Origin of the sequence: Sphingomonas sp. PAMC26645, from assembly GCF_004795835.1 — a bacterium.
Taxonomy (GTDB): domain Bacteria; phylum Pseudomonadota; class Alphaproteobacteria; order Sphingomonadales; family Sphingomonadaceae; genus Sphingomonas.
On record NZ_CP039249.1, the window covers coordinates 3,769,529 to 3,795,632 of the forward strand.

The 26,104-nt window shown below is 65.4% G+C and carries 22 protein-coding genes and 1 riboswitch; of the genes, 12 read left to right on the top strand and 10 right to left on the bottom strand.

The window, feature by feature from the left end:
* Positions 1-16: 16 nt before the first annotated feature.
* Genes E5673_RS17215 through E5673_RS17235 form a run of 5 tightly spaced genes read left to right on the top strand, consistent with a single transcriptional unit; the run spans position 17 to position 4,395 of the window.
* Positions 17-649, top strand: a complete 633-nt coding sequence (locus tag E5673_RS17215) for a CpaD family pilus assembly protein (RefSeq protein WP_056064987.1) — start codon at positions 17-19, stop codon at positions 647-649.
* A complete protein-coding gene (locus tag E5673_RS17220; RefSeq protein ID WP_136190949.1) occupies positions 649-1,938 on the top strand; it encodes a pilus assembly protein CpaE in 1,290 nt (429 codons plus the stop codon). Before E5673_RS17215 ends, E5673_RS17220 begins: the two co-directional genes overlap by 1 nt.
* A 46-nt stretch (positions 1,939-1,984) precedes the next feature.
* Complete coding sequence (locus tag E5673_RS17225) at positions 1,985-2,950, top strand: type II secretion system F family protein (RefSeq protein ID WP_136191591.1); 966 nt, start codon at positions 1,985-1,987, stop codon at positions 2,948-2,950.
* 10 nt (positions 2,951-2,960) lie between these two features.
* Positions 2,961-3,953: a type II secretion system F family protein gene (locus tag E5673_RS17230; RefSeq protein WP_136190950.1), complete on the top strand. Its 993-nt coding sequence runs from the start codon at positions 2,961-2,963 to the stop codon at positions 3,951-3,953.
* 52 nt (positions 3,954-4,005) lie between these two features.
* Positions 4,006-4,395: a hypothetical protein gene (locus tag E5673_RS17235; protein WP_136190951.1), complete on the top strand. Its 390-nt coding sequence runs from the start codon at positions 4,006-4,008 to the stop codon at positions 4,393-4,395.
* Positions 4,396-4,444: 49 nt separating this feature from the next.
* Here the strand turns inward: E5673_RS17235 and E5673_RS17240 are convergent, their stop codons facing one another.
* The 5 genes from E5673_RS17240 to E5673_RS17260 form a co-directional block, all read right to left on the bottom strand.
* Complete coding sequence (locus E5673_RS17240) at positions 4,445-4,801, bottom strand: hypothetical protein (protein ID WP_136190952.1); 357 nt, start codon at positions 4,799-4,801, stop codon at positions 4,445-4,447.
* A 24-nt stretch (positions 4,802-4,825) separates the two neighbouring features.
* On the bottom strand, positions 4,826-5,383 hold the full coding sequence (gene pnuC / locus E5673_RS17245) for a nicotinamide riboside transporter PnuC (RefSeq protein WP_136190953.1): 558 nt from the start codon (positions 5,381-5,383) through the stop codon (positions 4,826-4,828).
* A complete protein-coding gene (locus E5673_RS17250) occupies positions 5,380-6,513 on the bottom strand; it encodes a phosphotransferase (RefSeq protein ID WP_136190954.1) in 1,134 nt (377 codons plus the stop codon). The genes pnuC and E5673_RS17250 overlap by 4 nt, the downstream gene beginning before the upstream one ends.
* Position 6,514: 1 nt before the next feature.
* A complete protein-coding gene (locus tag E5673_RS17255) occupies positions 6,515-8,824 on the bottom strand; it encodes a TonB-dependent receptor (protein WP_247599451.1) in 2,310 nt (769 codons plus the stop codon).
* Positions 8,825-8,877: 53 nt separating this feature from the next.
* A riboswitch (TPP riboswitch) is annotated at positions 8,878-8,987 on the bottom strand.
* A gap of 299 nt (positions 8,988-9,286) precedes the next feature.
* Complete coding sequence (locus E5673_RS17260; protein ID WP_133020572.1) at positions 9,287-9,622, bottom strand: hypothetical protein; 336 nt, start codon at positions 9,620-9,622, stop codon at positions 9,287-9,289.
* Positions 9,623-9,807: 185 nt separating this feature from the next.
* Here E5673_RS17260 and E5673_RS17265 point away from each other — a divergent pair, with 185 nt between their 5' ends.
* The 4 genes from E5673_RS17265 to E5673_RS17275 all read left to right on the top strand — a co-directional run bounded on the left by E5673_RS17265 (position 9,808) and on the right by E5673_RS17275 (position 13,327).
* The gene (locus E5673_RS17265; RefSeq protein ID WP_136190955.1) at positions 9,808-10,209 is read left to right on the top strand and encodes a GNAT family N-acetyltransferase; all 402 of its coding nucleotides are present in this window, start codon (positions 9,808-9,810) and stop codon (positions 10,207-10,209) included.
* Between the two features lie 133 nt (positions 10,210-10,342).
* Positions 10,343-10,486, top strand: coding sequence for a hypothetical protein (locus tag E5673_RS19800; protein ID WP_156362367.1), 144 nt, complete (start codon positions 10,343-10,345; stop codon positions 10,484-10,486).
* Between the two features lie 111 nt (positions 10,487-10,597).
* Complete coding sequence (locus E5673_RS17270; RefSeq protein ID WP_247599452.1) at positions 10,598-12,025, top strand: deoxyribodipyrimidine photo-lyase; 1,428 nt, start codon at positions 10,598-10,600, stop codon at positions 12,023-12,025.
* A gap of 96 nt (positions 12,026-12,121) precedes the next feature.
* Positions 12,122-13,327, top strand: a complete 1,206-nt coding sequence (locus E5673_RS17275; protein WP_210731766.1) for an MFS transporter — start codon at positions 12,122-12,124, stop codon at positions 13,325-13,327.
* Between the two features lie 16 nt (positions 13,328-13,343).
* Here E5673_RS17275 and E5673_RS17280 read toward each other — a convergent pair whose 3' ends face one another.
* Both E5673_RS17280 and E5673_RS17285 read right to left on the bottom strand, forming a co-directional pair.
* On the bottom strand, positions 13,344-16,358 hold the full coding sequence (locus tag E5673_RS17280; RefSeq protein ID WP_136190957.1) for a glycosyl hydrolase family 28-related protein: 3,015 nt from the start codon (positions 16,356-16,358) through the stop codon (positions 13,344-13,346).
* A gap of 121 nt (positions 16,359-16,479) precedes the next feature.
* Positions 16,480-16,725: a LuxR C-terminal-related transcriptional regulator gene (locus E5673_RS17285; RefSeq protein ID WP_136190958.1), complete on the bottom strand. Its 246-nt coding sequence runs from the start codon at positions 16,723-16,725 to the stop codon at positions 16,480-16,482.
* Between the two features lie 285 nt (positions 16,726-17,010).
* On the opposite strand from E5673_RS17285, the gene E5673_RS17290 reads away from it, so the two are divergent.
* The 3 genes from E5673_RS17290 (at position 17,011) to E5673_RS17300 (ending at position 22,275) form a co-directional block, all read left to right on the top strand.
* Positions 17,011-18,357: a gluconate:H+ symporter gene (locus E5673_RS17290; RefSeq protein WP_136191594.1), complete on the top strand. Its 1,347-nt coding sequence runs from the start codon at positions 17,011-17,013 to the stop codon at positions 18,355-18,357.
* Positions 18,347-19,078 (top strand): FCD domain-containing protein, encoded by a 732-nt coding sequence (locus E5673_RS17295; RefSeq protein ID WP_136190959.1) that lies wholly within the window; start codon positions 18,347-18,349, stop codon positions 19,076-19,078. Before E5673_RS17290 ends, E5673_RS17295 begins: the two co-directional genes overlap by 11 nt.
* 203 nt (positions 19,079-19,281) lie before the next feature.
* Positions 19,282-22,275, top strand: coding sequence for a TonB-dependent receptor (locus tag E5673_RS17300; RefSeq protein WP_136190960.1), 2,994 nt, complete (start codon positions 19,282-19,284; stop codon positions 22,273-22,275).
* Between the two features lie 94 nt (positions 22,276-22,369).
* Here E5673_RS17300 and E5673_RS17305 read toward each other — a convergent pair whose 3' ends face one another.
* Genes E5673_RS17305 through E5673_RS17315 form a run of 3 tightly spaced genes read right to left on the bottom strand, consistent with a single transcriptional unit; the run spans position 22,370 to position 26,102 of the window.
* Positions 22,370-23,425: an SMP-30/gluconolactonase/LRE family protein gene (locus E5673_RS17305; protein ID WP_136190961.1), complete on the bottom strand. Its 1,056-nt coding sequence runs from the start codon at positions 23,423-23,425 to the stop codon at positions 22,370-22,372.
* A complete protein-coding gene (gene uxaC / locus E5673_RS17310) occupies positions 23,422-24,834 on the bottom strand; it encodes a glucuronate isomerase (RefSeq protein WP_136190962.1) in 1,413 nt (470 codons plus the stop codon). Before uxaC ends, E5673_RS17305 begins: the two co-directional genes overlap by 4 nt.
* Positions 24,831-26,102 carry an MFS transporter gene (locus tag E5673_RS17315; protein ID WP_210731889.1) on the bottom strand — a complete coding sequence of 424 codons (1,272 nt, stop codon included), beginning with the start codon at positions 26,100-26,102 and terminating at the stop codon, positions 24,831-24,833. Before E5673_RS17315 ends, uxaC begins: the two co-directional genes overlap by 4 nt.
* Between the last annotated feature and the right edge of the window lie 2 nt (positions 26,103-26,104).

Consider the following 26,104-nt stretch of genomic DNA (forward strand, 5'->3'; position numbering starts at 1 on the left):
GCATCAAGGATTTCCGATGATCACCAAGTCGATCCTGTTGGCGTCTCTCGTCCCCGCGCTGCTGCTTGGCGGGTGCATGGGTACCGAGAATCGCGGTCTTGAATCGATCCACCAACCGGTCGTGAGCCGCTCCGACTACGCGCTCGATCTCGGCGTGTCTGGCGGTGCCCTGGCGCCGGGCGAACAGCAACGGCTTGCCGGCTGGATGAACGCGATGCGGCTTGGTTATGGCGACCGCGTAGCCATCGACGATCCCGCAGGTGAGGGCCCTGCCGCGCACGGCGACGTCGCCGCGGTGGTCGCGAGCTATGGCCTGTTGCTGAGCGACGACGCGCCGGTCACCCCGGCCTCGGTCACGCCGGGATCGATCCGGGTGGTCGTCAGCCGGATGCGCGCGCAGGTTCCGCACTGCCCGGACTGGTCGCGCAACGCGACCAACGAGTTCGAATCCAACACGTCGTCCAACTTCGGCTGCGCGATCAACAGCAACCTCGCGGCGATGATCGCCAACCCGGCCGACCTGGTGCGCGGCAAGGAAGGGGCGGAGACCACCGATACCGCGGCCTCGTACAAGGCGATCGACACGTACCGCAAGAAAGCGCCGACCGGTGCCGGTTCGCTCGCCGCAGCCACGCCGGGAGGCAAGTGATGAACGCTCCGTGGAAGCCCGCTGGCGCCGCCAGTCGCGATCCCTTTACCGCCTATGTCTGCGACGAGACGACCGCGGCGGCATTGCGCCCGATCGCGACCGAACTCGGCTGGTCGGTCGACAAGATCTACAAGGGCGGACTGCGCAACGCGATCCAGTCGCTGTCGGTTGCCGCATCCCCGCAGATCCTGTTCGTCGATCTCGCCGAGTCGGGCGATCCGCTGAACGACATCCACGCGCTCGCCGAAGTCTGCGAACCCGGCACGGTGGTGATCGCCGCGGGCCAGGTGAACGACGTTCGCCTGTACCGTGACCTCGTGGCGAGCGGTATCCAGGATTACCTCCTGAAGCCGCTCCATCCCGACATGCTGCGCGAGGCGTTCGTTCATGCGCAGATGATGCTCAATGCACCGAAGCCCGTTGACCTGTCGCCGGAGCGTCCGCATTGCTCGGTCGGCGTGATCGGCACGCGCGGCGGCGTCGGCGCATCGACGATCGCGACCTCGATCGCGTGGCTGCTCGCCGACAAGGAGAAGCGCTCGACCGCGCTGCTCGATCTCGACGTGCATTTCGGCACGGGCGCGCTCAGCCTCGATCTCGAGCCCGGCCGCGGCCTCACCGACGCGATCGAGAACCCGAGCCGCATCGACGGGCTGTTCATCGAACGCGCTATGGTCAAGGCGACGGAGAACCTGTCGGTGCTCAGCGCGGAAGCCCCGATCAGCTCGCCGGTGGTCACCGACGGCTCCGCCTTCTACCAGTTGCAGGAGGAGATGCGCGCGGCGTTCGAATGCACCGTCGTCGATCTGCCGCGGGCAATGATGATCCAGCACCCGCATCTGATCAGCGACGTGAAACTAGCGGTGATCGTCACCGACCTGACGCTGGCGGCTGCGCGCGATACGATCCGGATCCTGTCGTGGCTGAAGACGAATGCGCCGCAGATCGAGCTGTTCGTGGTCGCCAACCGCGTGCACACCGGCGGTCAGCTCGAGATCAGCCGCAAGGATTTCGAGGGCTCGATCGAGCGCAAGATCGATTATCTCGTCCCGTTCGACCAGAAGCTCGCGGCGCAGTCGGCCAAGCTCGGCAAGCCGATCGTCGAGGTCGGCAAGACCAGCAAGACGATCGCGCCGATCGTCGCGCTCGCCAGTGCGCTCGCCGCCGCGGTCGCGGACTGCGGCATCGATGGCGCCAAGGCGTCCCGGGGTCATTCGCTGATGGGCAAGTTCGGCGAACTCCGCGGGCTGATGACCAAGCGCACGCTGAAGCCGGCAAAAGCGAAATGATCGCGCATGGTCACGCCCACATGACGAGCGTCGCGCAATGACCGGCATGGCGCCGCTTCTGCTCGTGATGATCGGCGCGAGTATCGTGCTGGGGATGATCGTGTTCGCGTTCGCCGGGCCCTCGCCGGGCCGCGCGAAATCGCGACGCCTCGTGGCGTTGCGCGAACGCCACGGCGACGAGATCACCGTGGCGGACGCGCACATGCGGCGCATTTCGCATGCGCGCGATACCAAGATGGATCTGGCGTTCGGTCGTATCCTGCCCAACCCGGTGCAGCTCGCAAAGCGGCTCGCGATGACGGGCAAGGACTGGACCGTCGGCCAATACGGCATGGCGACCGCGGGGATCGCATTGGTCGTCGCGGCGCTCATGCTGTTCAAGGGCATGCCGGTCCTGCTCGCGTTGCTGTTCGGCCTGTTCGTCGGCATCGGCCTGCCGCATCGGGTCGTCGGCAAGACGATCAACCGCCGCGTCGGCAAGTTCACCGCGAAGTTTCCCGACGCGATCGAGCTTCTCGTCCGGGGCTTGCGCTCCGGCCTGCCGATCAGCGAGACGATCGGCGTCGTCGGCCATGAACTCGACGGCCCGGTCGGCGAGGAATTCCGCTCGGTCAGCGACAAGATGAAGATCGGCCGGACAATGGACGCCGCGCTCCAGGAGACCGCGGACCGGCTCGGCACGCCCGAATTCCAGTTCTTCGTCATCACCATCGCGATCCAGCGCGAGACCGGCGGCAACCTTGCCGAAACGCTCGCCAATCTCGCCAACGTGCTGCGCATGCGCGGCCAGATGAAGCTGAAGATCAAGGCGATGTCGTCGGAATCGAAGGCGTCGGCCTACATCATCGGCGCGCTGCCGTTCATCGTGTTCGCGCTGATCTGGTTCATCAACGGCACCTACATGCAGCGGTTCTTCGTCGACGAGCGGCTGATGGCAATCGGCATGGGCGGCATGATGTGGATGGCGATTGGCGCCTTCATCATGGCCAAGATGATCAATTTCGAGATCTGAGGGACTGACGATGGGCGAGACCGCCGGACCTACCCTGCTCGGGGTCGACATACTCTGGGTCGCGACGATCCTGTCGGGCGTCGCCGCGTTCGCCGTGATGATCGCGATCTATGCGGTGACGACGGTCCACGATCCGATGGCCAAGCGCGTCAAGGCGCTGAACGATCGTCGCGAACAATTGAAGGCGGGCATCACCGCCTCGACCAAGCGCCGCGCGAAACTGGTCACGCGCAACGACACCGCGGACCGGATGCGCGGCATCCTGTCGTCGATGAAGGTGCTGCAGGACAGCCAGGTCAAGGCGGTCCAGGTCAAGCTGATGCAGGCCGGCATCCGTTCGAAGGAATGGGCGCCGGCGGTAATCTTCGGTCGGCTGGTCCTGCCGATCGTGATCGGCGGGACGATGCTCTACTGGGTCTATGGCACAGATGGCTTCGCGACCTGGGGTCCGCTCAAGAAATACGGGCTCGTCGCGATGAGCTTCATCCTGAGCTACAAGGCGCCGGACCTGTATCTCGACAACAAGATCAAGAAGCGCTCGGATGCGATCCGCAAGGGCCTTCCCGATGCGCTCGACCTGCTCGTGATCTGCGCCGAAGCCGGCCTGACCGTCGATGCCGCGTTCCACCGCGTCGCGCGCGAGCTCGGCCGCGCCTATCCCGAACTGGGTGAGGAATTCACCCTCACCGCGATCGAACTGGGCTTCCTGACCGACCGCCGCAGCGCGTTCGAGAACTTCGCGTTGCGCGTGAAGCTCGACGCGGTGAAGGGCGTCGTCACGACGATGATCCAGACCGAGAAATACGGCACACCGCTTGCCTCCGCACTGCGCGTATTGTCGGGCGAATTTCGCAACGAACGCATGATGCGTGCCGAGGAGAAAGCGGCACGTCTGCCCGCGATCATGACCGTGCCGCTGATCCTGTTCATCCTGCCGGTGCTGTTCGTCGTCATTCTCGGCCCAGCCGCCTGCTCGATCTCCGACGCGCTGCTGAAGGGGTAAGCAACCGCAACGCCAACGGATCGTTGAGCCCCCGTAACAGGAGGGTTTTTCGATGCCGTTGTTTTCCACGCCTACGCAATTCGCCGCGCTCGCACTTATCTTCGTCGCCGGCTGGCTTTTCGGATTGGCGAGCCATCCCGGCGGCAAGAAGTGGAAGGCGCGCTATCACGCCGAGCGAGATGCCCATGCGGTCGCCAAGAAGGATGCCGACATCCGCGCCGCCGCCGCCGAAAAGCGTGCGGTCGAGGCCGAGCACGAGAATGCGCGCCTCGTAAAGGCCACGCCGGTGGCGCCAGTCGCCCCCGTGACGACGCGTGCGCCGGTAGAGGATCGCTCGATCTTCGTGTCGCCTGACACGCGTCCCGTAGCCGCGTCGTCGGCGCGCCCGGCGTACAACACTGACGGCACGAAGCGCGGTTGGTTCGACTTCGACCGTCGCTAATCGCTAAAATGCGGCCCGCTCTCCATCGAGCGGGCCGCCTTATCGATACCTATTGATAGTAGGCGACGTTCTCGAACCCCGTGTTCGTCTTCGCCATCTTGACCAGCTTTCTAGCGTAGGACCGCACGTGCCGGTCGAAGCGCGTATCGTTGTAGACGCCGCGCCAGATATATTCGTCGCGCTCCAATATCGCGGCAAGTGCGGTGGCAAACGCCGCCTGGCTGTCCGCTACCCCCCTCCGGCTCATCAGCGCACAGACCATTTCCTCGGCTGATGCCTTGTCGCAGTCATCCTGCAGTTCACGGCCGCCACGCTCGGCTACAACCTGCTCGGAGCGTGCGGCAATCCCCCGGGCGTCCAGCCATTTGCGGACCGCATCGCCGTCCCAATCCTTTTTGTCCGCCAACGCCCCATCTCCGTTTCGCGCGCACTAGCCGGCAGAGCGCGCCTGCCAGCGCCGATATCCGATCACGGCCAGCACGACCATCGCCGCGTACAGCCCGGCAGTGAGCATGAGCCCCTTGTAGGCGAACATCCCGACATACAGGACGTCGACCGCGATCCACAGCAGCCAGTTCGCCGCATGCCGTCGCGCGACCCAATATTGTGCGACCAGACTGAAGCTGCTGAGCGTCGCGTCGGCCCATGGCAATGCCGCGTCGGTGTAACGGCTCATGAACCAGCCGATCACGAACGCCCCGACCGCTCCCGCGCCGAGACCTGTAACCGCACGCGATGGCCGCAACGGTTCGACGACGACATCGCCTTTATCAACCTTTCCGCGTGCCCACGCGAGCCAACCATAGACGATGGCGATCGCGAATAGCGCCTGGAGCACCATGTCCGCGTACAATCGCACGTCAAGGAACAGCTTGAAGTAGAGCGCACAGGCGACGAAATTGACCGGCCAGCACAGCATGTTGCGCTTCGCGGTCAGCCATATCCCAGCAAAACTGACGACGACCGCAACGATCTCGAGCGGCGTCATGACTGAGCGATCCGGCGCAGGAACTCCTGGCCCAGAGGCGAGAAGAACCACGCCGCATGGTCGATCAGATACCCGTCCCAGGCCATAGCGGCGGACGCGGTGTCCGCGACGACGGCGGTGAAGTAATCGGCCTCCGACAGCGCGAATTCGACATGGACCAAAGGCAACAAGGACACGATCGCGGCGATCTCCTCATCGCTCAGCGGTAGGACTTCGGCATAGCCCGCCATCAGCGCCAGCGCCGTCTCGGGATCGGCGATCGCATCGTCAGCCCCCTGCCCCAGATCCAGCCACCGCACCGCCGTCCGCTCGATCGCCGTCGCGATGTCGTGAACGGCGTTCGTGCGATCCGCCAACCCGAAGTCGAACACCGTCCGCACCGCGCCCTCTCGCGTCCAGAGAAGGTTGGAGGGATGCCAGTCGTTGTGCGTCCACAACGACGCTTGTTTCACGAGAAGCGAAGACAGGTCGCTATCGGCCTGCTCGAACAGTCGCGCGAGTTGCGCCTGCCATGGCCGGTCCGCGAGGAACGCGGCCAGCGCAGGGCGGGAGGCGACATACGCGCGCGCCGCGATCAGCGGATCGGCGGCAGGGAGTATCGTGAAACTCGAAACCAAGGGTTGTCGGCGTCGCACTGGCGCATCGAACCCGCGCGCCGCGACGTGCAGTTCCGCCAGTGCCACACCGGCGGCATGGGCATAATCGAGCGACAGGAACGGCGTCCAAGACAGCCGATCGCGATACAGATCCTCGCCCGGCGCCTGGCGGTGCAGTTCGTACGACCACGGACCGATCGCGACGGCGCTCGCCCCTTGTGCAGTCGCCATCACTTCGGGCACCGACACGCCCGCACCCGCGAGATGCGCGATGAACGCGTGTTCCTCGGCCAGCCCCTCGACCGTGCGGACGCGGTGATGGTGCCGCTTCAATAGGAACGCGCCGTTGGTCGTATGCACCAAGGTCGCGGCAGAGAAGGGTCGCGGGGAATGCCAGTGAAGCCCGGTCATCCGCCCTGTTCCAGGAAAGTGCGCCAGCGCGGCTTGGGCCTCGTCCGCAGCGATGGCGGGCCAAGTCGGCGCCTCCAGCGTCGTGCCCATGCCGTGGACCAGATGCTTCAGCTGCGACGCCACCTCAGAACGCTCGCGAGATCGTCGCCATGACCGCCGCGCCGCTGCCGATGTAATAAGCGGGCGGCGAGCCGGCGATCACCGTGCCGTTACGGCCGATCGTGTCCTGCGCACTGGTACTAACCGACTGCACGCCGGCAAGGACGTGCGGATCGGTGACGTTGATCGCGTTGACGCGCAGATCGGTGCGCTTGCCGTCGAGCCAGTCGGCGAGGTGCATGCCGACCGACAGGTCGAGCGTCGCATAGCCCTTGATCCGCTCGTCGTTCATGAAGCTCGCATATTGCCGGCCGATATATTTCGACGCGACGCTGCCGAAGAATCGCCCGTCGTCATAGATCCCGCCCGCGCCGAACTGGACTGTCGGGCTGGACACCGCGTGCTTGCCGCTGGTCGGCAGGAAGTCCGCGCCGACCGGCAGGTCGTCGTCGATCCGCGCGCGGAGATATTCGCCGGAGAGGTACAGGCTGACGCCTGCGACCGGGCGATAGTCGATCTCCGCGTCGACGCCGTACGAGGTCTGGCCGCCGGCGTTGAGCGTCGCGTTGACCTGCGCGCCGCCCTGGTCGATCACGGTTGCCAACTGTCGATTGCGGAACTTGTAGTGGAAGCCGGTTACCGAGGCGGAGAGCTGCTCGCCGATGAAGCGGTAGCCGATCTCCTGCGACACCGAATATTCGTTCTTGAGCGCGTTCGTCCCCTGCGCGACCACTTCGCCACCATAGTAGCTGTTGTAGAGCGTGAACTCGTTGGGCGTGCGGAAGTTGGTGGTGATGTTGGCGAACAGCTGCTGGCGATCGTCGATCCGGTAGTGGATCGCGGCACGCGGCAAGGCGGCGAAGCTGTCGTTGCGCACCTTGTCCTGCGGCCCAGGCAGATAATTGCGCCCGTTGCGCAAAACGTTGACGCCCTTGAACCCGGCATCGATCGTCAACCGCGGCGTCAGCGCGATGCTGTCGGCGACGAAGAAGCCCTTTGTGACCGTCACGGTGCGCTGGTTCTCATAGGCGAGCAGGCTCCCGTAGGCGGTGCGGATTGCCTTTGAACGATAGCCCCAGCGATCGAATGGCTGCCCATCGGCGTCGATCGAGGTGTACGACTGCGTGACGCGGTCGGTGCCGTAGTCGAACCAGAGCCCCGCCGTGAGCGTGTGCGCGCCGGTCCTGAAGGTCAGCTTGCTGACGTTGCCGGTCCGCATCTGGTCGCCGGTGTAATTGCCGAGCACGGTCGCGACGCCGTCGACCGCACCGGGCAGCGCAATCGGCTGTGCCAGTTCCTCAGTGCCGAGGAAATTCCCTTCCGTGGTCAGCTGCGTCCCGTAGGGCGAGTTGCCGTAGCCGAACTGGAGATAGGTGGTGGTGTCGAGCGCCAGCCGATCGGTCAGCACCAGATGCACCGGCGCGGAGGCGTAGAGATTCCGGAACGGCGCGCGGTACAGGCGCCAATAGTTCGTGTTCCCCGCCGTGTAGCGCTTGTCGTAGTTGAAGTCGCGGCCCTGCGCGTTCCATTCGGCGAGCGTCGGACTCGGATAGCTCGACGAGTTCGCGTCGTTGTACGACAACGCAAGGCTGGCGCGGTTGCCGGCGCCCCATTCCCCCAGGATCTTGGCGTCGATATGCTGGCGCGTATCGTAGCCGGCACCTCGCCAATTGTCCGCACGGGTATTCGAATAGGACAGGAACGCCTTCAGCCCGGTATTGCCGATCGTCCCGCTATCGACCCGGAAGAACCCACGCCGCGCCGCGTAGCTGCCGAGCGACAAGTCGACGAGCGCACCGGGACGCGCCTTGGGATCGTCGAGCGCGAGCGACAACAGCCCGCCCGCGCCGCCGAGCGTCGGTGAGTCGATATCGACCGAGCCCTGCGCGAGCGAAATGCGCTTCAAATTCTCGGGATCCGCGAACTGCGACGGATAGGCATAATAATAGCCGATGTCGTTCTGCGGCGCGCCTTCCATCAGCACGCCGATCTCGTCCTGGCCGAGCCCGCGCAACGTGAGGCTGGAACTCGTCGACAGACCGTACGGGTCGCTCGACGCGACGTTCGCGCCGGGCAGCAGCGTCACCAATTGAAACGCGTTGAGCGTGGGCGCCTGCTTGACGATGAAGTCGGCGGAGATCGCACTCTGCGCGCGCGGTACCTTTTGGTCCGGGAGCAAGCCGGCCGGATCCTGCTTGCCGACCACACGAATTTCCGTGGGTTCGACCGGCTCGGACGCGACCTGCGCGCTTGCAGAGGATGCGGCAAGGCTCGCCGAGAGGGTCAGCGCTACCCGGAAAGCAGGGCGGCCACGCGCTATAAACGGGCGCGTCACAACAAAAAACCAGCATTAAAAAACGTCACGTCCACTCCAATCGGAGGGACGACGGGCCAGCCGCAGACCCTCCCTACGCCGGTATAAGCCGGATCAGGTTCAGCGGGTCATGGGCTGCTGCCCACCTCTCAGCCGCGCATAAGCGGCCCCCCGGGGATGCGTTTCGCTTAGGCGGTTGGGCGAGTGGTGGAAAGGGCTATCGCGTTGATCTGGCTGGAGTGCCGCACGCGGCGCGCTGGCGAACCTCAAGCCCCGCCCCAAGAATGGCGCGCAGCGGCCGGCCTACCCAGAAAACATGCTGTGAAAACAAGGTAGGCCGACCGCCTCTACTGCTCGATCGACGAGCACCGCCGGGGTCGGCAAGGGAGCGCCAACGCCGCAGCGATGTGACAGTTACGTTGCAGCGCGGCATTTAGACTCACCGCGCTGTAAAATTCCTGGGCTACCGGCGACGTCGTACCATCAGGCGCGACCCTCGCGACGCTTGATCTCGCCCAGCAGCGCCTCGGCCACCGGGTTGCCAACCTCGCCACCCGACTGGTCGTACGCACCTGCCAGCTCCGCGTCCGTCGCGCCCTGCAACAGCGCGTTCACCTCGGCATTGAAGTCGTCGACCTCGCCCGCGGCGGCATCGGCGGCGTCCTCGCTCGTCACGGCCGGCTCCGCTCCGGCGGCCGGGGCGTGCGCCATCACGGCATCCTGCTTGAAGACGTCGAAGGCTTCGGCGGCCTCGTTGCGCTCCTCGATCGCGATTTCGAGGCGGGTGAACAGGTCGAGCTGCGGTGCGGTGTTTTCCATTGCGCCAGCTTATCCGCGCGAACACGGTCCAGGCAACTCGTTCGCGCACGGCCGCTACCCGAAGCGAGAATGTACCAGGAATCTCTATAATCTAAAGCAACTCGTGAGACTTCCAGCCGGAACGTCCGTTCTGCCCTTCAAGCCGCCGACCTGGAACCAGCGATCGGTTGCAGCAGGGAGAGACCATGACCGCGATCCGAGCCGCCGAACCGTATGACCTTTCCCGGTTGATGGCGTTCGATTCCTTCCCCGGAGACCGGATCGCGGAGATCGTCGAGCGCCGCATGCTTGTAGCCGAAGTGGACGGCGTCATCGCAGGCTATATCGCGTGGCAGACCGGCGGATGCATCGGCAAGGACTATGTGAACAAACTGGTCGTCGATCCCGACTATCGTCGCCACGGGATCGCCCAATCGTTGATAGCCGAACTGAAATCTGTCCTGAGTGGCAGAGTCTTCATCTCGACCGGTGTCGATAACAGCGCCGCTGTGGGACTTTTGACACGCACCAATTGGCAACCAGCCGGGCAAATCGTTGGCTTGCGCCCTGCAGACGAAGCGGAAATCTTCTACTACCGAGACCTTTGAGTCGCGGCATTACCCTTGATGTTTACTACCGACATCAGTTCTCACGGAGTTAAGCGGGCAGGTCGTGAGATTTTTGCGACTAGTCGAGGGACCGACGTGTATCGCCAAACGTTTGCGGCGATATAACTCAGACATGCCCCAACGGATGCTCAATCCCGATCAACGGCTTCGCGAGCATCTCGAGGATGCGCTGGCGGAGGCGGATGCGCTCGGCCAGACGGTCGTCGCCGCATTGATCTCCGAGGCACTCGACGCTTTGGCATACGTCCGCCCCTGAAGGGATCGTCGCGACGGCCCCGTGTGTTGGGCCGTCATGGTAACGTCGCTCTCGCAACCTTCGACTGCAGAATCGCTGGATTCCTGGCCCGAGGCACCCCGTATACGCCGGATGAACGCGGCAGAAGTCCGACGGACCGGACGTTACGTCCTTTGCTGGCTGCAGCAGGCGTTGCGTGCCCGCGACAATCCGGTCATCGACGCGGCGATCCGCCTCGGCAACGATCTCGGCCTGCCGGTCCTCGTCTATCACGGGCTGCGCGAAGACTACCCCTACGCATCCGATCGCCTTCACCGCTTCATTCTGGGTGCGAGCCGCGATCTCGCGCGCGACTGCCGCCAGCGCGGTCTTGCCTGCGTCCAGCATGTCGACCGCGACGACGCGCGGGAGAAGGGTCTGGTCTATCGTCTTGCCGCCGACAGCGCCGCGGTGTTCGTCGAGGACCAGCCGACCTTTGTCGCGCGCTGGCAGTCGGAGCGTGTCGCCGCCCGCACCGAAGTTGCGATGTTCGCGGTCAACGCCGCATGTCTGGTACCCCCTGCGCTGCTCGGCGACGGCATCGGCTCGACCACCGCGTTCCGACGCAAGCACGAGGCAGTGCGTGCGGATTGGCTGGCGACCGACGACCTTCAGGCGGACATTGCCGCGTATGACGGCCCCCTGCCCTTCACGTCCGATCGTCTCGAATCCTGCAGCGACGCCGACCTGGACCGGCTGGTCGAGAACGCGGCGATCGATCATTCGCTTGCGCTCAGTCCGGACTTCCCGGCCGGTCGCGAGGGCGCGCTAAGCAAGCTCGAACGGCTGATGGGCATTGTGCTGCCGACCTACGCGACGACCCGCAACGATGCGACCAAGCCGGTCGGTGCGAGCATGCTCTCGCCCTATCTGCATTTCGGCGTGATCGGCCCACGCGAAGTCATGGCCACCGTCGAAGCCGCCGACGCACCCGCCGCCGCCAAGAGCAAATTCGCCGACGAGCTGCTGACATGGCGCGAGTGGTTCCACTACCAGGCTCGCGCGCTTCCCTCGCCCGAGCGCTACGACCGCGTCTCTGAATGGGCCCGCGAAACGCTGACCGCTCACGCTTCTGACCCGCGTCCGGAAGTGGAAACGCTCGCCGACCTGCTCAACGGAACCACCCGCGACGAGACCTGGAACGCCTGCCAGCGCCAGTTCCTGGTCGATGGCTGGATGCACAATAATCTGCGGATGTACTGGGCCAAGCGGATCATCGCCCTGACGCCCGATCCCGAGACCGCGTGGGCGACCGCCTGTTATCTGAACGACCGGCTCAGTCTCGACGGGCGCGATCCGTCGACCTACGGCAACATCGCAGCGTCGTTCGGTGCAGGATCGCCCGGCCGCGACGGGCCGCCGATCTACGGCAAGGTGCCGACGCGGTCGGATGGCTCGACCCGGCACCGCGACGGTGGCCCGGAGTGGCTTCGTACCGCCGCAACGCGTACCGCGCCCGAACCTACGCTGCCATCGGGCCTGCCGTCCGCACTTTACCTTACGGGCGAACTGCCCATTTAGCCCGAGCGCGCGTCGCCGCCCGCTAAAAACGCTCGACCCATTCACCTGCAAGCATGGCGCGCCCGTCAGGCGCAGCGTCGTACACCGGAATTGACCATGACATCGACTGCGCAAGACCGCCCGGAACCTCGTACGACGGGCTATGTCCTGACCAGCAGCGTGACGTTCTCGATGGCGGCTGCTGCCGGCGTCGCGGTCGCCAACATCTATTACAACCAGCCGATGCTCGGCGTGATCGAGAAGGATCTGCCGGGCAAGCTGTCCACGCTGATCCCCACCGCGACGCAGCTCGGCTATGCCGCGGGCCTGTTCTTCCTCGTACCGCTCGGCGACCTGATCGAGCGCAAGCGCCTGATCGTGATCCAGTTCGCCGTCCTGGCCGCCGCGCTGGTCGCCGCCGCGATCGCGCCTACCGCGGGGCTCGTCGTGGCTGCCTCGCTTCTGGTCGGCATCGCCTCCACGGTCGCGCAGCAGATCGTCCCGCTAGCCGCCAACCTCGCCGCCCCGGAACGCCGCGGGGCGACCGTCGGCACGGTCATGTCGGGCCTGTTGTGCGGCATATTGCTGAGCCGGACACTCGCCGGCTTCGTCGCCACGCATGCCGGCTGGCGCGAGATGTTTTGGCTGGGCGTGCCGATGGCGCTCGCGGTCGGCCTCTGGATGGCGATCAAGCTGCCCCGCAGCCAGCCCGCCGCCGCACTGTCCTATGGCGGCCTCCTCCGCTCGCTCGTCGTGCTGTGGCGCGAGTTCGGTGCCTTGCGGCTGGCGACCGTCACCCAGTCGCTGATCTTCGCCGCATTCACCGCGTTCTGGACCATCCTCGCGCTCAGACTTCAGGAGCCGCGCTATGCGATGGGTGCCGACGTCGCGGGCCTGTTCGGCATCGTCGGCGCAGTCGGCATCTTCGCCGCACCGATCGCCGGACGGTACGCGGATCGAAAGGGCCCGCACACCGTGATCGCGCTCGGCGCAGCGCTGACGCTGGTGTCGTGGATCCTGTTCGGCGTGTGGACGTCGATCGCGGGCATGGTCGTCGGCGTCATCGTGCTCGATTTCGCCGTCCAGAGCGCGCTCGTCTCCAACCAGCACATCGTCTACGCGCTGCGCCCCGAGGCACGGGCGCGGCTCAACACGATCTTCATGGGCGGGATGTTCCTGGGCGGCGCGGTCGGGTCCGCCGCCGCGACGCAAGCCTGGGCCGCGGCTGGGTGGTCCGGCGTAGTCATGCTCGGCATCGTGCTGACCGCGCTGGCGACGATGATCCAGACGGCCAGTCTGGTTCGCCGCAAGCGGGCGATCTGACCGACCGCCGTCGCGCTTACAGTCCGATAGAGTAGAGTGCGTGGTGTGCCAGGATAAACAGCGTACGACGGTCGGCGCCACCGATGACGAGTTGCAGCGGACGTTCCGGTACGTCGATACGGCGTAGCAGTGAGCCGTCCGGCCGGTAGACGAACACCTGTCCATTGGCGACGTACAGGTTGCCAGCCGCATCGCGCGTCGCGCTCTCGCCGCCGCGCGGTGCGACGACCTTGAGGTCCGTCACCCGGCCGTCGTCGCCGACCAGACCGCTATACGTGCGGTTCTCCGATCCGTTGGTCAGCACCACCCGCTCGCCGGGAGGCGCCGTGACGAACCCATAGGAGTCGAGCGTATCGGACCAGCGCCAGCCCTGATGATCGTCCGGCCCCTGGTTCCACACGCGGAACGCCGGCAGCACCAGCGAACCGTCGGGCGAGACATATTCCTGCGCCTTCGCCTCGCCCATCTTGCCGGTGAAGAAATCGGCGAGCGGTGGATATTGGTACGTCGTCGGATCGATCCGGTCGGCGAACTCGCCGTTCGCCCAGACGTTGACGGGCAGCACAGTCGCCGCACCGCGTCTCGCCTTGGCTGGGGTCGGCGCGATGACCTTGACGTCGGAGGGCTTGGTTGGATCGATGCTGTAGACGGTACCATCTCGCCCGACCGAAGACAGCACCAGCAGGTCGCCGGACTTGTCGACCGCGAGGTTCACCGCGTCGAGCGGCGCTTCCGCGACGATCGACAGGCCTTCGGTCTTCGACCAGCCATGGATCCGCTGGAAGCGACGATCGATGAAGTACAGCTTGCCCTGCGCATCGACCGCACCGCCGGCGATCGAATAGAATCCGTCGGCCAGTTTCTCCACGCCAGGCGTTGCCGGTATCGGAGTTCGCACTGCCGTGGCCGACGCCGCCGGCACGTCGAGCTTCGCGAATTCGAGTTCACGTACTTCCTGCCCGCGCGTCATGTCCTTGATCGTGTTCTCGAACGGGAACTTGCTCGCGCGCAGATACGTGCCGCAGCCCTTCGCATCGCAGCTCGCGAACCCGCTTTCGGCGTTCACGTGGACGTTGCGGAAACGGATATCGCCGGAGTTGTAGAGCTTTACCGCGGCGTCCATCGGCTTGATCGACCGTGTGACGCGGTAGCTGTGGTAATTGGCGAACAGGATGTTGCGCGAATTGCGGATCTCGGTGGAAATCGCGTCGACGCCGTCGCGCACTTCCTGCTCGGTCTGTGGCGCGAGGAATTCCCAGTTCTCGACGTTGTCGAGAACGATCTCGGCGCGATAATGGTGCTCGGCGGAGAGTTCGTAGACGTGGCCGGGAGTCTTGGTGTTCGAGACGTGGAAGCCCGCCGAGGCCAGCGTGTTCGGCGACCAGATCGCCGCAAACGTACCGCCGCCGCCATCGGTCACCCAGATGCTCGGATATTGGCCGTCGAAGCGCGCGCGCGGATCGCCAAAGCCGATCGGACTGCCCTTGGTCAACACGGTGCCGCCCCCGCCCTGGATCTTGACGTCATTGATCATAGACGCCTCGCCCGCCTTCCACAGAAGCGCGGTCGCACGCGGGTTCACGCCGCCGGTCCATAAGCCCAGGCCGGAGACGATCGCGTTGCCGCCTTTCGCGCTCTCCAGCAGCGCCTTCGGACCGCCGACGCCCATGTACGCGGGCGTCTCGTCGGGGAGATAGAGATGCGTGAGGCTGGGGTGCAGCGAGATCAGCACGCTGTCGGGCCGCAGCTTCAGCGTGTCGGTGACGCGGTAGCGACCGACCGGAAGATACAGCACACGGTGGGTGTCGATCGCGCGCTGCAAGGCTGCGGTATCGTCGGTGGTATCGTCACCTTTGACGCCTAAATCATGCACGTTCGCCCATTCGCGCACGGCCGGCATTGCCCGGATCGCCGGCGCGCGTCGGGCGGGCAGTCGAGACAGCGGCGCGATCGAGACGTCGGTCGCATATTCGCCGATCGTACCGAGGCCCGCCAGCTTCAGACCGTAGGAAAAGTCGGCGACCCGGTAGGTCGGCCCCGTCGCCGCGACGGTCTTGCCGCTATCGCGGAAGCGCGCAAAGGTCGGCGTGTTGCTCGCCACCGCATTGTCGAAGCCGATCTGCGTGAACACGCTGTTCTCAGCCGAAACGACAATACCCGCCTGCGACACGTTCTCGAACCGGACGTCCTTGCCCCAAAAGGAATCCGAATAGCCGCGGTCGATCTCGATCCCGACCGGCGTATCGCGGATTGCGACGTTGACCAGGGTCAGGTCTACCTCATGCTCGCGGATCGCCGCGTCGCGCTGGCCCTGGAACTCCGAATCGAGCAATGTGAACTGCCATGCGGGCGAGGTCTTCTCCGACATGATGCCGTAGCGACCGCCGAAGAAGCGCAGATTCTCGAACTCGTTGCCCGCCTGATAGACGCCGGCGAGACCCGAGCCGATGTGGAAGTCGATGTGTCGCAGATAGCCGTGCTGCGCGACACGGAATCGCACCGCGACCGCGCCGGCATTGCCCTCGCCGATCCGGAAATCGACGTTCGACAGCGTGGAATAGAAGGTGCTCGAGGTTGCGTCGAAGATCGCCGGATCGAACGGCACGCTCGTGCGCGGCGGTACGGGTGCCTTGCCGACGCGGTACTGGTCCTCGCCGGTAAAACTGACCATCGCCGCCACGCCGGATCCGAAGCCGGCACTGTTGTCGGCGAGAACGATCTCCGGGCGATTCGCGCCGACGCCGAAGACGCGGACGGCGGACCGGATGAAGATCGTGCGGGTGATCCTGTAGCGTCCCGATGGCAGGAAAACGACGCCGCCATGACCGCCAGCCGCCGCCGCATCGATTGCCTGCTGGATCGCCGCGCTATCGTCCGCGCGGCCATCGCCGACTCCCTTGACGGTTACCGCCTGCGGATCGTTGGGTTGGCTGAGATAGACCGAGACCGACCGGGTTGGCGCCGAAGTCTTCGCAACGGCCGGGCTGGCGACAAGAAGCGCCGTTCCGCAGAGCAGCCATTTCGCAACCATCGTCCGTCTCCCGTTATCAGGACAGCAGTCCTACCGTTCGTGGAGGCCCGCTTCATCTGCGACGAAGGTCGTATTCGGAGCCCTTCGATCCTCCCCACCAGAGGGGGATCAACGGCAAGTGTCAGATCGCCAGCGTCTGCGCGACGATCGCGGCCTGCGTCCGGTTGCGGACGTTCAGCTTGCGCATCAGGGCGGTCATGTGGACCTTCACGGTAGCCTCGGCGATCCCGAGATCGAAGGCGATCTGCTTGTTGAGCAAACCCGAATGCACGCCGCGAAGGACCCTGATCTGCGTCGGCGTCAGGCGCGGCGACGCGGCGCGCGTCGCGGCTGAAGGTTGGTGCGTATCGTATCCAGGCCGTTCCATGGTCATCCCTCCCTGTGCGCCGGCCGAAGTCGTAGCGGCCGATGGGTGGCCGAGACGCGGTGGCTGTCGCTGTTGATCCAGTGATCCGTTAATCGGATTCGGTTGGACAGGTTTTGACTATGGGCCGCGCTATCGGACGCAATCAAGCCTTTTTTGTTGTCAGATCGAAAAGACCTGTCGTACAGATATGCCATCATATCGGCAGGCGAAGGCGCCGCCGACCAACGGGAGGGGCGTGATGTCACGAGCACTGGACGAGCGCGCGCAACTGCGACCCGCATGCCGATGATCAGCCCCGACATGCGACTCGTGATCGCTGCACTCACGGGGATATTGCTTGCCGTCCTGATGATCGTTCGCGGTCGACTCCACCCCTTTATCGGCCTGTTGTGCGGCGCGTTCACGGTCGGCCTTCTCGCCGGTCTTCCCCTCCCCGACGTCGCCAAGGCGGTGCAGAAGGGGGTAGGCGACATCATCGGCGGCACGGGGCTGGTGGTCGCGCTCGGCCTGTCGCTCGGCGCGATGCTGCATCTGTCGGGCGCCGCTGCGTCGCTTGCCAAAGGCGCGTTGAAGATGACCGGCAAGCAAGCGGCACCATGGGCGACGCTGGGCATCGCGATCATCGTCGGCCTTCCGCTGTTCTTCGAAACCGGCCTCGTCCTGCTGCTGCCGATCGTCGTCGCGGCTGCCGAAGAAATGACCGGCAAGGACGGCGCTGAACGCGATGCCGCCAAGTTGAGGCTGATCATGCCGGCGCTGGCGGGGCTCGGCGTGGTGCATGCGCTGGTCCCGCCGCATCCCGGCCCGCTGCTCGCGGTCGAGGCGTTGGGCGCCAACCTCGGCAAGACGATGCTGTACGGCATCGCGATCGCCATTCCGACGGCGATCATCTCCGGTCCGCTGCTCGCGAAGTTCACGACGCGCGGCGTGCGGTTGGAAGCGCCGGTGTTGCATGATCCAGGGCTCGGCATCGCCCCGCCACCGCGGCTGTGGTCGCTGTTGATCGTGCTCCTGCCGGTGCTGATGATCGCGACCGGCGAGCTGGGCCAAATGATCCCGGGCATGAAAGGAACCGCATGGCTCGTCGCCGCGAGCAACCCAGTAGTCGCGCTGCTGCTGACCAACCTCATCGCGCTCCCGCTGCTGTTCGGCCGGCGGCTTCGTGAGGCTGCGATCCAGAACGCGGTGTGGCACGAGACGATGGGCGCCGCGGGGGCGATCCTGCTCGCGATCGGCGCTGGCGGTGCGCTGAAGCAGGTGCTGGTGACCGCAGGCCTGTCCGATCTGCTCGCGCGCACGGTACTGATGTATTCGATCTCGCCGCTGTTGCTCGGCTGGCTGGTCGCAGTCGGCATCCGCCTGGCGGCCGGTTCCGCGACCGTGGCGACGATCACCGCGGTCGGGATCATGCCGGGCGTCGTCGCAAGCTCGGGCGTGTCACCGGAACTCGTCGTGCTGGCGATCGGCGCGGGCTCCGTATTCTTCAGCCACGTCAACGATCCCGGCTTCTGGCTCGTTAAAAGCTATGTCGGCACCAGCACCGCGGACACGTTCCGCACCTGGTCGATGCTGGAGACGTCGATCTCGATAGTTGGCCTCGCGTTCGTCCTGGCGCTCAGCCATGTCGTCTGAGACTCCGAGCACCCCGCCGCCGATCGTTCCGGACAAGCCCGCCGCGAACGGCATAAGGCTGGCGGACCGCGCCTATACCGCGATCGTCCAGATCATCCTCGACGAGCAGCTCGCGGTCGGCGACCGGCTTCCGGCCGAGGACAAACTCGCCACGATGTTCGGCATGTCCCGCACGATCGTCCGCGAGGCGCTCGCGAGGCTCGCGTCCGACGGCATCACGCAGGCACGGCGCGGCGCGGGTTCCTACGTCAAGCGGCGACCGTCGGAGCGGCTCGGGTCGCACATGCCAATGGCCGACATCGCGGCGACGCTCGGCACCTACGAAGTGCGCTTCGTACTGGAGGCGGAAGCGGCGCGGCTCGCGGCACAACGCCGGTCGCATCACCAGATGGACGCTATCGAGCATGCTTTGGAAGCGTTGCGCACCGCGTTGCTGTCGAATGCGCCGGCGCATGACGAGGACTGGGTGCTGCACCGCGCGATCGCCGAGGCGACTGCCAACGCTGCGTTCCTGCCGGTCTTCGATCACCTCCAGGACGCGGTGATGCGTATTCTCCGAGCCGGTGTCGACATCTCGCGGTCGCGCGCGCCGGAAGTGATCAAGGCCATGATGGACGAGCACGACGCGATCGTCGAAGCTATCCGTGCGCAGGATGCGGACGGCGCGGCGCTGGCGATGCGCTGGCATCTCTCGCAAGGCCGCAAGCGCCTGATGCCCTGACGTGTCAGGCTTCGGCTCACGCGCCGCACCTGCGACCATGGTCGTAGATGATACCGCGCCCAGTATATCGTAGAGAACGACAAGAATGACACGTCGCCAGGCCGGACCACGGCACGCGCCACGTGCGACAAGGGGATGGACGGATGAACAAGGTTACGCGCGGTCGACGGTCAGTCGGATCTTTCAATGTTAACGCAACCAGCATGATCGTGCTGGCCACCGCGTTGCTCTGCGCCCCTGCCGCAGCCCAGACCGTTGCCCCGCCGTCCGACCTGCCCGCTTCGACCCAATTGGCCGATCCGGCAGCGCCGCCCCAGACGCTGACCCCGCAGACCGCCGCAGAAGAGCAGGCCGCGCCGGACAAGGACATCGTCGTCACGGGGTCTCGCATCGTCTCGAGTGGCTATAACGCGCCAACACCGACGACCGTGATCGGCGAGGACCAGATCCTCAAGAACGCGCAGCCCAACATCTTCAACGCGGTCGCGCAGTTGCCGTCGCTGCAAGGCTCGACCGGTGCCTCCACCGGCACGTTCAGCACGTCGAGCGGTACGCAAGGACTGAGCTCGTTCTCGTTGCGCGGCCTTGGCCCGATCCGTACGCTGACCCTGCTCGATGGCCAGCGCGTCGTCGGCGCCAACGTCTCCGGCGTGCCCGACATCAGCATGTTCCCGCAGTTGCTGGTCAAGCGCGTCGACGTCGTCACCGGTGGCGCATCGGCCTCCTACGGCTCGGACGCAGTCGGCGGCGTGGTCAACTTCATCACCGATACGCGCTTCAAGGGCTTCAAGGCGAACGTCCAGGGCGGCATCACCAACTATGGCGACGACAAGCAGGGCCTGGTCCAGGCGGCATTCGGCACGTCGCTGTTCGGCGATAAGCTGCACCTGATCGTCAGCGGCGAATATGACGACGAGGACGGCGTCGGCCCGGGCGATTTCGGCACAGACCTCGCCAAGGGTCGCGACTGGTACCGCGCCACTACGCTCGTCAACACCGGACAAACCAACAATGGCCTGCCGCAGTTCAACTACCGCGACTATGCACAGCCTTATCAATATGCGCGCTACGGCCTGATCAACAACGGCCCGTTGCAGGGCATTGCGTTCGATCAGAGCGGCGCGCCGTATAATTTTAGTTATGGATCGAACGGTCGTCCGACCGGCACCGGCGGCGTCACCAACTGCTTCCCCGCCAACAGCTTCTGCGTCGGCGGCGACCTATCGGGCGCGCCGGGCTCGGGCGCATCGCTCCAATCCTCGCTGGAACGGCTCAACGGCTTCGGGCGGATCGGCTTCGACTTCGCCGAGAACAACGAGGCCTATGTGACGGTCAACCTTGCGCAGGTGAAGACCAGCAACCAGCCTAGCCCGGGGTATAACCGCCCGAACCTGACCGTGCAGTGCGCCAACCCCTTCCTGCCGCAGTTGGTGCGGGATCGGTGTGCGACGGCGATCAATCCCGCTACCGGTACTCCAGGGATCACTCAGTTCAACTTCGGTACCAGCAACGGCAACTTCCCCGATCCTTTGGTCCAGACGGACCGGCGCCAGTACCGCTTCGTCGGCGGCCTGAAGGGCAAGTTCGAGATCGGCGGTACGCCCTGGAACTACGACACGTATTACGAACACGGCATCACCCTGGCGGCGATCGACGTCGACAATACCGTGTTGCAGCCGCGCTACGTCGCCGCGACCAACGCGATCACGCTAAACGGCGCGATCGTCTGCGCCGATCCGGTCGCGCGTGCCGCCGGATGCCAGCCGATCAACATCTTCGGCGGTGCGGTGCCGTCGGCATCGGCGCTCGCCTATGTAACGCCTGCCAATGGCCCCCTCCAGCGCACCAAGCTGACGCAGGACGTCGCCAGCCTCAACTTCTCCGGCGAGCCGCTCAACCTGTGGGCCGGGCCGTTGTCGGTTGCCTTCGGTGGCGAGTATCGTCGTGAATTCTACCGCGTTCACGGCGACCCCTATGGTGCGGGCGTCACCGCACTCAGCCCGAACAGCACAGCCTATCCCGCCGATCCGCTGCTGAATTCCGCGCTGGGCAGCAACTGGGCAGCCGGCAACTACAAGAACGGCCGCGGCAAGTACGAGGTGTATGAGGGATTCCTCGAACTCAACCTGCCGTTGTTCAACAGCGAAAAGATCGGCCGCGCAAACCTCAACGGCGCGGGCCGCGTGACGCATTACAGCACGTCGGGCACGGTCTGGGCGTGGAAGGCCGGCGGCACCTGGGATACGCCGCTCGACGGCATCCGGTTGCGCGCCGTCACGTCACGCGACGTCCGTGCGCCGAACCTGTCCGAACTGTTCGCCGCACCGACCGTCACCACGCTGCCGAACTTTACCAATCCGTTTTCCGGTAGCGGCGTGCAGGCGTTCCAGAACACCGTCGGTAACCCAGATCTGAAGCCGGAAATCGCGCGCAATACCGAGGTCGGTATCGTCCTGTCACACCCGTCATGGGCACCGGGTCTCGGTCTGTCGTTCGACTATTACAAGATCAAGCTAGACGGCGTCGTCTCGACACTGTCGCCCGATCAGATCGTCCGCTTCTGCTTCGAGGGCAATCAAGCGTTCTGCGGCGGCTTCGTGCTGAACAGCCCGACCCAGGGCGGCAATTTCATCAACGTCCAGCCGTTCAATCTGGCATCTTGGAAGACCAGCGGGTTCGACATCGAGGCGAGCTATCAGTGGAAGAAGCCACTCGGCATCCCCGGCAACTTCACGCTCCGCGTGCTGGGTACGCATGTGAAGGAGTTCCTCGTCGACGCCGGGATCGCCGGTGTTGACGTGGTCGACCAGGCCGGGGCCAACAACGGCGCGACGCCGGATTGGAAGTGGTTGGCGACGCAGAGCTACGACAACGACGTCTTCAGCCTCAACCTGCAGGAGCGCTGGTTCTCGGACGGCGTGTTCGGCAATCAATATGTCGTGTGCACCAGCGCTTGCCCGGTCTCGACCGCCAACCACCCGACCATCGACTATAACACGATGAAGGGTGCCTTCTATTTCGACCTCGGCGGTTCGGTGAACCTGACCAAGCAGGTCAGCATGTTCTTCAAGGTCGACAATCTGTTCGATCACGACCCAGAGCCCGCGCCGCAGACCAATACCGGCCTCGACGTGAACCCGGCACTGTACGACACGCTCGGCCGCTTCTACCGCCTGGGCGTCCGCGCCCGGTTCTGATCGACCTGTCCCCGGTAGCGGTTGCTATCGGGGAGCGTCCCAAGACCGTGCCAACGTGACCGATGGGCAACGACCCGTGTCGAACGAAGTCGGATCAGCCCTCGCTTTGCCAGCCCGCACGGAGTGGCAAGCGCAGGATACGGTCGTTGGCGGTCATGTATAGCGCCCGCCCTCGTTCCCCGAACGCGCAGTTGGCGATCGGCGCGCCGGTCGTCACCAGCGCGAGCGGCTCCGCATCGGGTGTCATGAACATCATCCCGCCGGGCACCGAGCACACGAGCGTTCCGTCCCGCGCGACCTTCATGCCGTCGGGCAACCCCGCCCCGCCCCGCGCCTTCATCGCCTTGGCATCGAGCAGCACCTGGGCATTGCGCACGCCCTTGGCATCAAGGTCGTAGACCATGATCCGGGGCGCGGTTTCGTCCGACACCGATACGTAGAGTCGCGTCTCGTCGGGCGACAGCGCGATGCCGTTCGGTCGCGTCAGGCCTCCCTCCAACAGTTCGACCACGCCACCGGGGCGCAGCCGATAGACGCCGTTCACCGACATTTCCTTCAGCGGCGAGGTATCGCCTTCGGTCAGGCCGTACGGCGGATCGGTGAAATATAGCGTCCCATCGCGCGCGACATGCATGTCGTTCGGGCTGTTGAACCGCTTTCCCTGATACCGGTCGACCACCACCTCGCGCCGTCGCGTGACCAAATCCACGCGATCGATCGAGCGCCCACCACTGTTCGCGATCAACAACCGGCCCGTACGGTCGAGCGCAAGTCCGTTCGCGCCCGGTTCGCGGATGAGCTTCGGATCGGTGCCTCCTGCCCCCGACGGATCGAGGAACGGCACGGCCGGTCCACCCTTGCGCCAGCGACGGACGATATTGGCAGGAGGATCGGAGAACAGCAGATACTGCCCAGCCTCCACCCATACTGGCCGTTCCGCCCAGCGAATGCCGGTCGCGATCGTCTCGACTTGCGTGCCGGGCGCGACCATCCGGTCGAACGCGGGCGACAGACGCTGGATACGGGGCTCGGCGACGGGGCCAGCACCAAAAGCAGGCGCGGCGACCATCGCCACCGCCCCGAACAGGATGTCGCGACGTCCCGGTTGGAACGCCCCCTTCGCGCAACGATCGAGGCCGGACTGTTTCATAGTCGATAGGCCTGCTTGACCAGATCGTAGGTGAGCGCGCGGGCGACCTCGTGCGCTTCATCCTCTTCGAGCCGATGTTCGGCGACGAGTTTCGCCAGGAACGCGCAGTCCATCCGGCGCGCGACGTCGTGCCGCGCCGGGATCGAGAGGAAGGCGCGGGTGTCGTCGTTGAAGCCGACCGTGTTGTAGAAGCCGGCGGTCTCGGTCGCGCGTTCGCGGAAGCGGCGCATGCCCTCCGGGCTATCGTGGAACCACCAGGGAGGGCCGAGCCGCAGCGACGGGTAATGGCCGGCGAGCGGGGCGAGTTCGCGCGAGTAGGTGTCCTCGTCGAGCGTGAAGAGGATCAGCGTCAGCCGGGGATCGTTGCCGAACCGGTCGAGCAGCGGTTTCAGCGCGCGGACGAACTCGCCGGGCAGCGGTATATCGCCACCTTTATCACGGCCGAAGCGCGCCAGCACCGAGGCGTTGTGACTGCGCGAGACGGCGGGGTGAAGCTGCATCACCATGCCGTCCTCGACCGACATCGCCGCCATCTCGGTCAGCATCTGCGCGCGGAAAAGTTCGGCGTCGGCGGCGGTCGGCTGCCCCATGACACGGGCGTAGAGCGCTTCCGCTTCGGCGGGCGTCAGGTCTGCGGTTGCTGCCGAAGGGTGGCCATGATCGGTCGAGGTTGCGCCCGCCGCGCGGAAGCGTGCGCGGTGGAAGCGATGTGCCGCAAGATAGCCCGCATAGCTGCCGACGTCTTCGCCCGCGGTCTCGCCGAAGTGGCGAACGTTGGCGGCGAAGCCCGGCGTCTCGGGATCGACGACCGGGTCGGGACGATAGGCGGTGACGACGCGGCCGTTCCAGTCGCTCGCACGGATCGCGGCGTGGTGGTCGAGCGGGTCGAGCGGGCTTTCGGTGGTCGCGATCAGTTCGATGCCGAACCGGTCGAATAGCGCGCGCGGGCGGAACTCGGGGGTCTTCAGCGCGGCATCGATCGTGTCGAAATACAGGTCCGCAGTCGCGGGTTCGAGGCGGACGTCGATGCCGAACGCCTCGGCGAACACCCAGTCGAGCCACATCCGCGACGGCGTGCCGCGGAACAGATGGTAGTTCGCCGCGAAGATTTTCCAGATCGCGCGCGGATCGGTTGCGGTCGCGCTGCCATCGACCGTTGGCACACCGAGCGCATCGAGCGGCACGCCCTGGCTGTAGAGCATCCGGAATACGTAGTGATCGGGCACGATCAGCAGCGAGGCGGGATCGCTGAACGCCTCGTTCCGCGCGAACCATGCCGGATCGGTATGGCCGTGTGGGCTGACGATCGGCAGGTCCTTTACCCCGGCATGCAGCGCGCGGGCGATGTCGCGGGTGCGGCCTTCGCTGGGAAACAGGCGGTCGGGATGGAGGCGTAGCGGATGGGTCATGCGAGGCGTTCCGGATCGACGGGAGTATAGTGCGGGACGAGCAGGTGGATAACCAGCAACGCGACGAGATAGGCGCAGCCGGCGACCGCGAAGATCGGGCCGTAGCTGCCGACGCCGGCCAGGATCGTGCCCGCGAACTTGGCCATCAACATGCCACCGCATGCTCCCGCCAGTCCGCCGAGACCGATCACCGATCCGCCCATGCCTCGCGGGAACAGGTCGCCGGGGATCGCGTACACGTTGGCGGAAAAGCCCTGGTGACACGCGCACGCCAATCCAATTGCTGCGACCGCCCACCATAATCCCGGTGCCTGCGCGGCGAAGATGATCGGCAGCGCGAACAGCGCGCAGGCGAACAATGCGGTCTTCCGTGCGCGGTTGGGCGTCTGGCCGCGTGCCAGCAGCCGCGACGAGAACCAGCCGCCCGCAACCGATCCGACGTCGGCCAGCACGTATACTGCGACCAGCGGTGGGCCGAAATCGAGCATCTTCACGCCGTATTGCCGGTTGAAGAAATCGGGCAGCCAGAACAGGAAGGTCCACCACACCGGATCGATCAGGAACCGGCCGAGCATGTACGCCCAGCTTTGTCGCAGCCGCAGGAGCGTACGCCAGCGGACCGGCTTGGCAGCGGGCACGGGATCGGCCTCGATCCACGCCAGTTCCTCGGGCGTGATGCGCGGATGCTTGCGCGGCGATCGGTAGAAGGCGAGCCACGCCACCAGCCAAAGCACGGTCAGCGCGCCGGTCGCGATGAACGCCATCCGCCAGCCGAACGTCACCGCGATCACCGGTACGATCAACGGCGTGAGGATCGCGCCGACGTTCGAGCCCGCGTTGAAGATGCCGATCGCCAGCGCGCGTTCGCGCTGCGGAAACCATTCGTTCGCAGCAGCCAGCGCGGCGGGGAACGCGCCGGCCTCGCCGATCGCGAGCGGAATACGTGCGAAGATCATCAAGCCTGCGCTGGTGAACAGCGCATGCGCGACATGACCGATCGTCCACAGCGTCACCGCGACCGCATAGCCGATCTTCGCGCCGACCCGGTCGACGAACCGCCCGAACAACACATAGGCGATGCCGTACGCCGCCTGGAATGCGATCGCGAGATCGGCATAGCCCTGCTCGCTCCAGTTATAGCGCGCTTGGAGTTCGGGTTTCAGCACCGGCAGCACGAGCCGGTCGATATAGCTCAGCGCGACCGCAGCGAAGAGCAATGCACAGACGATCCACCGCACTTTGCCGCGCGGTTTCTCGGCTGCTGGCATGG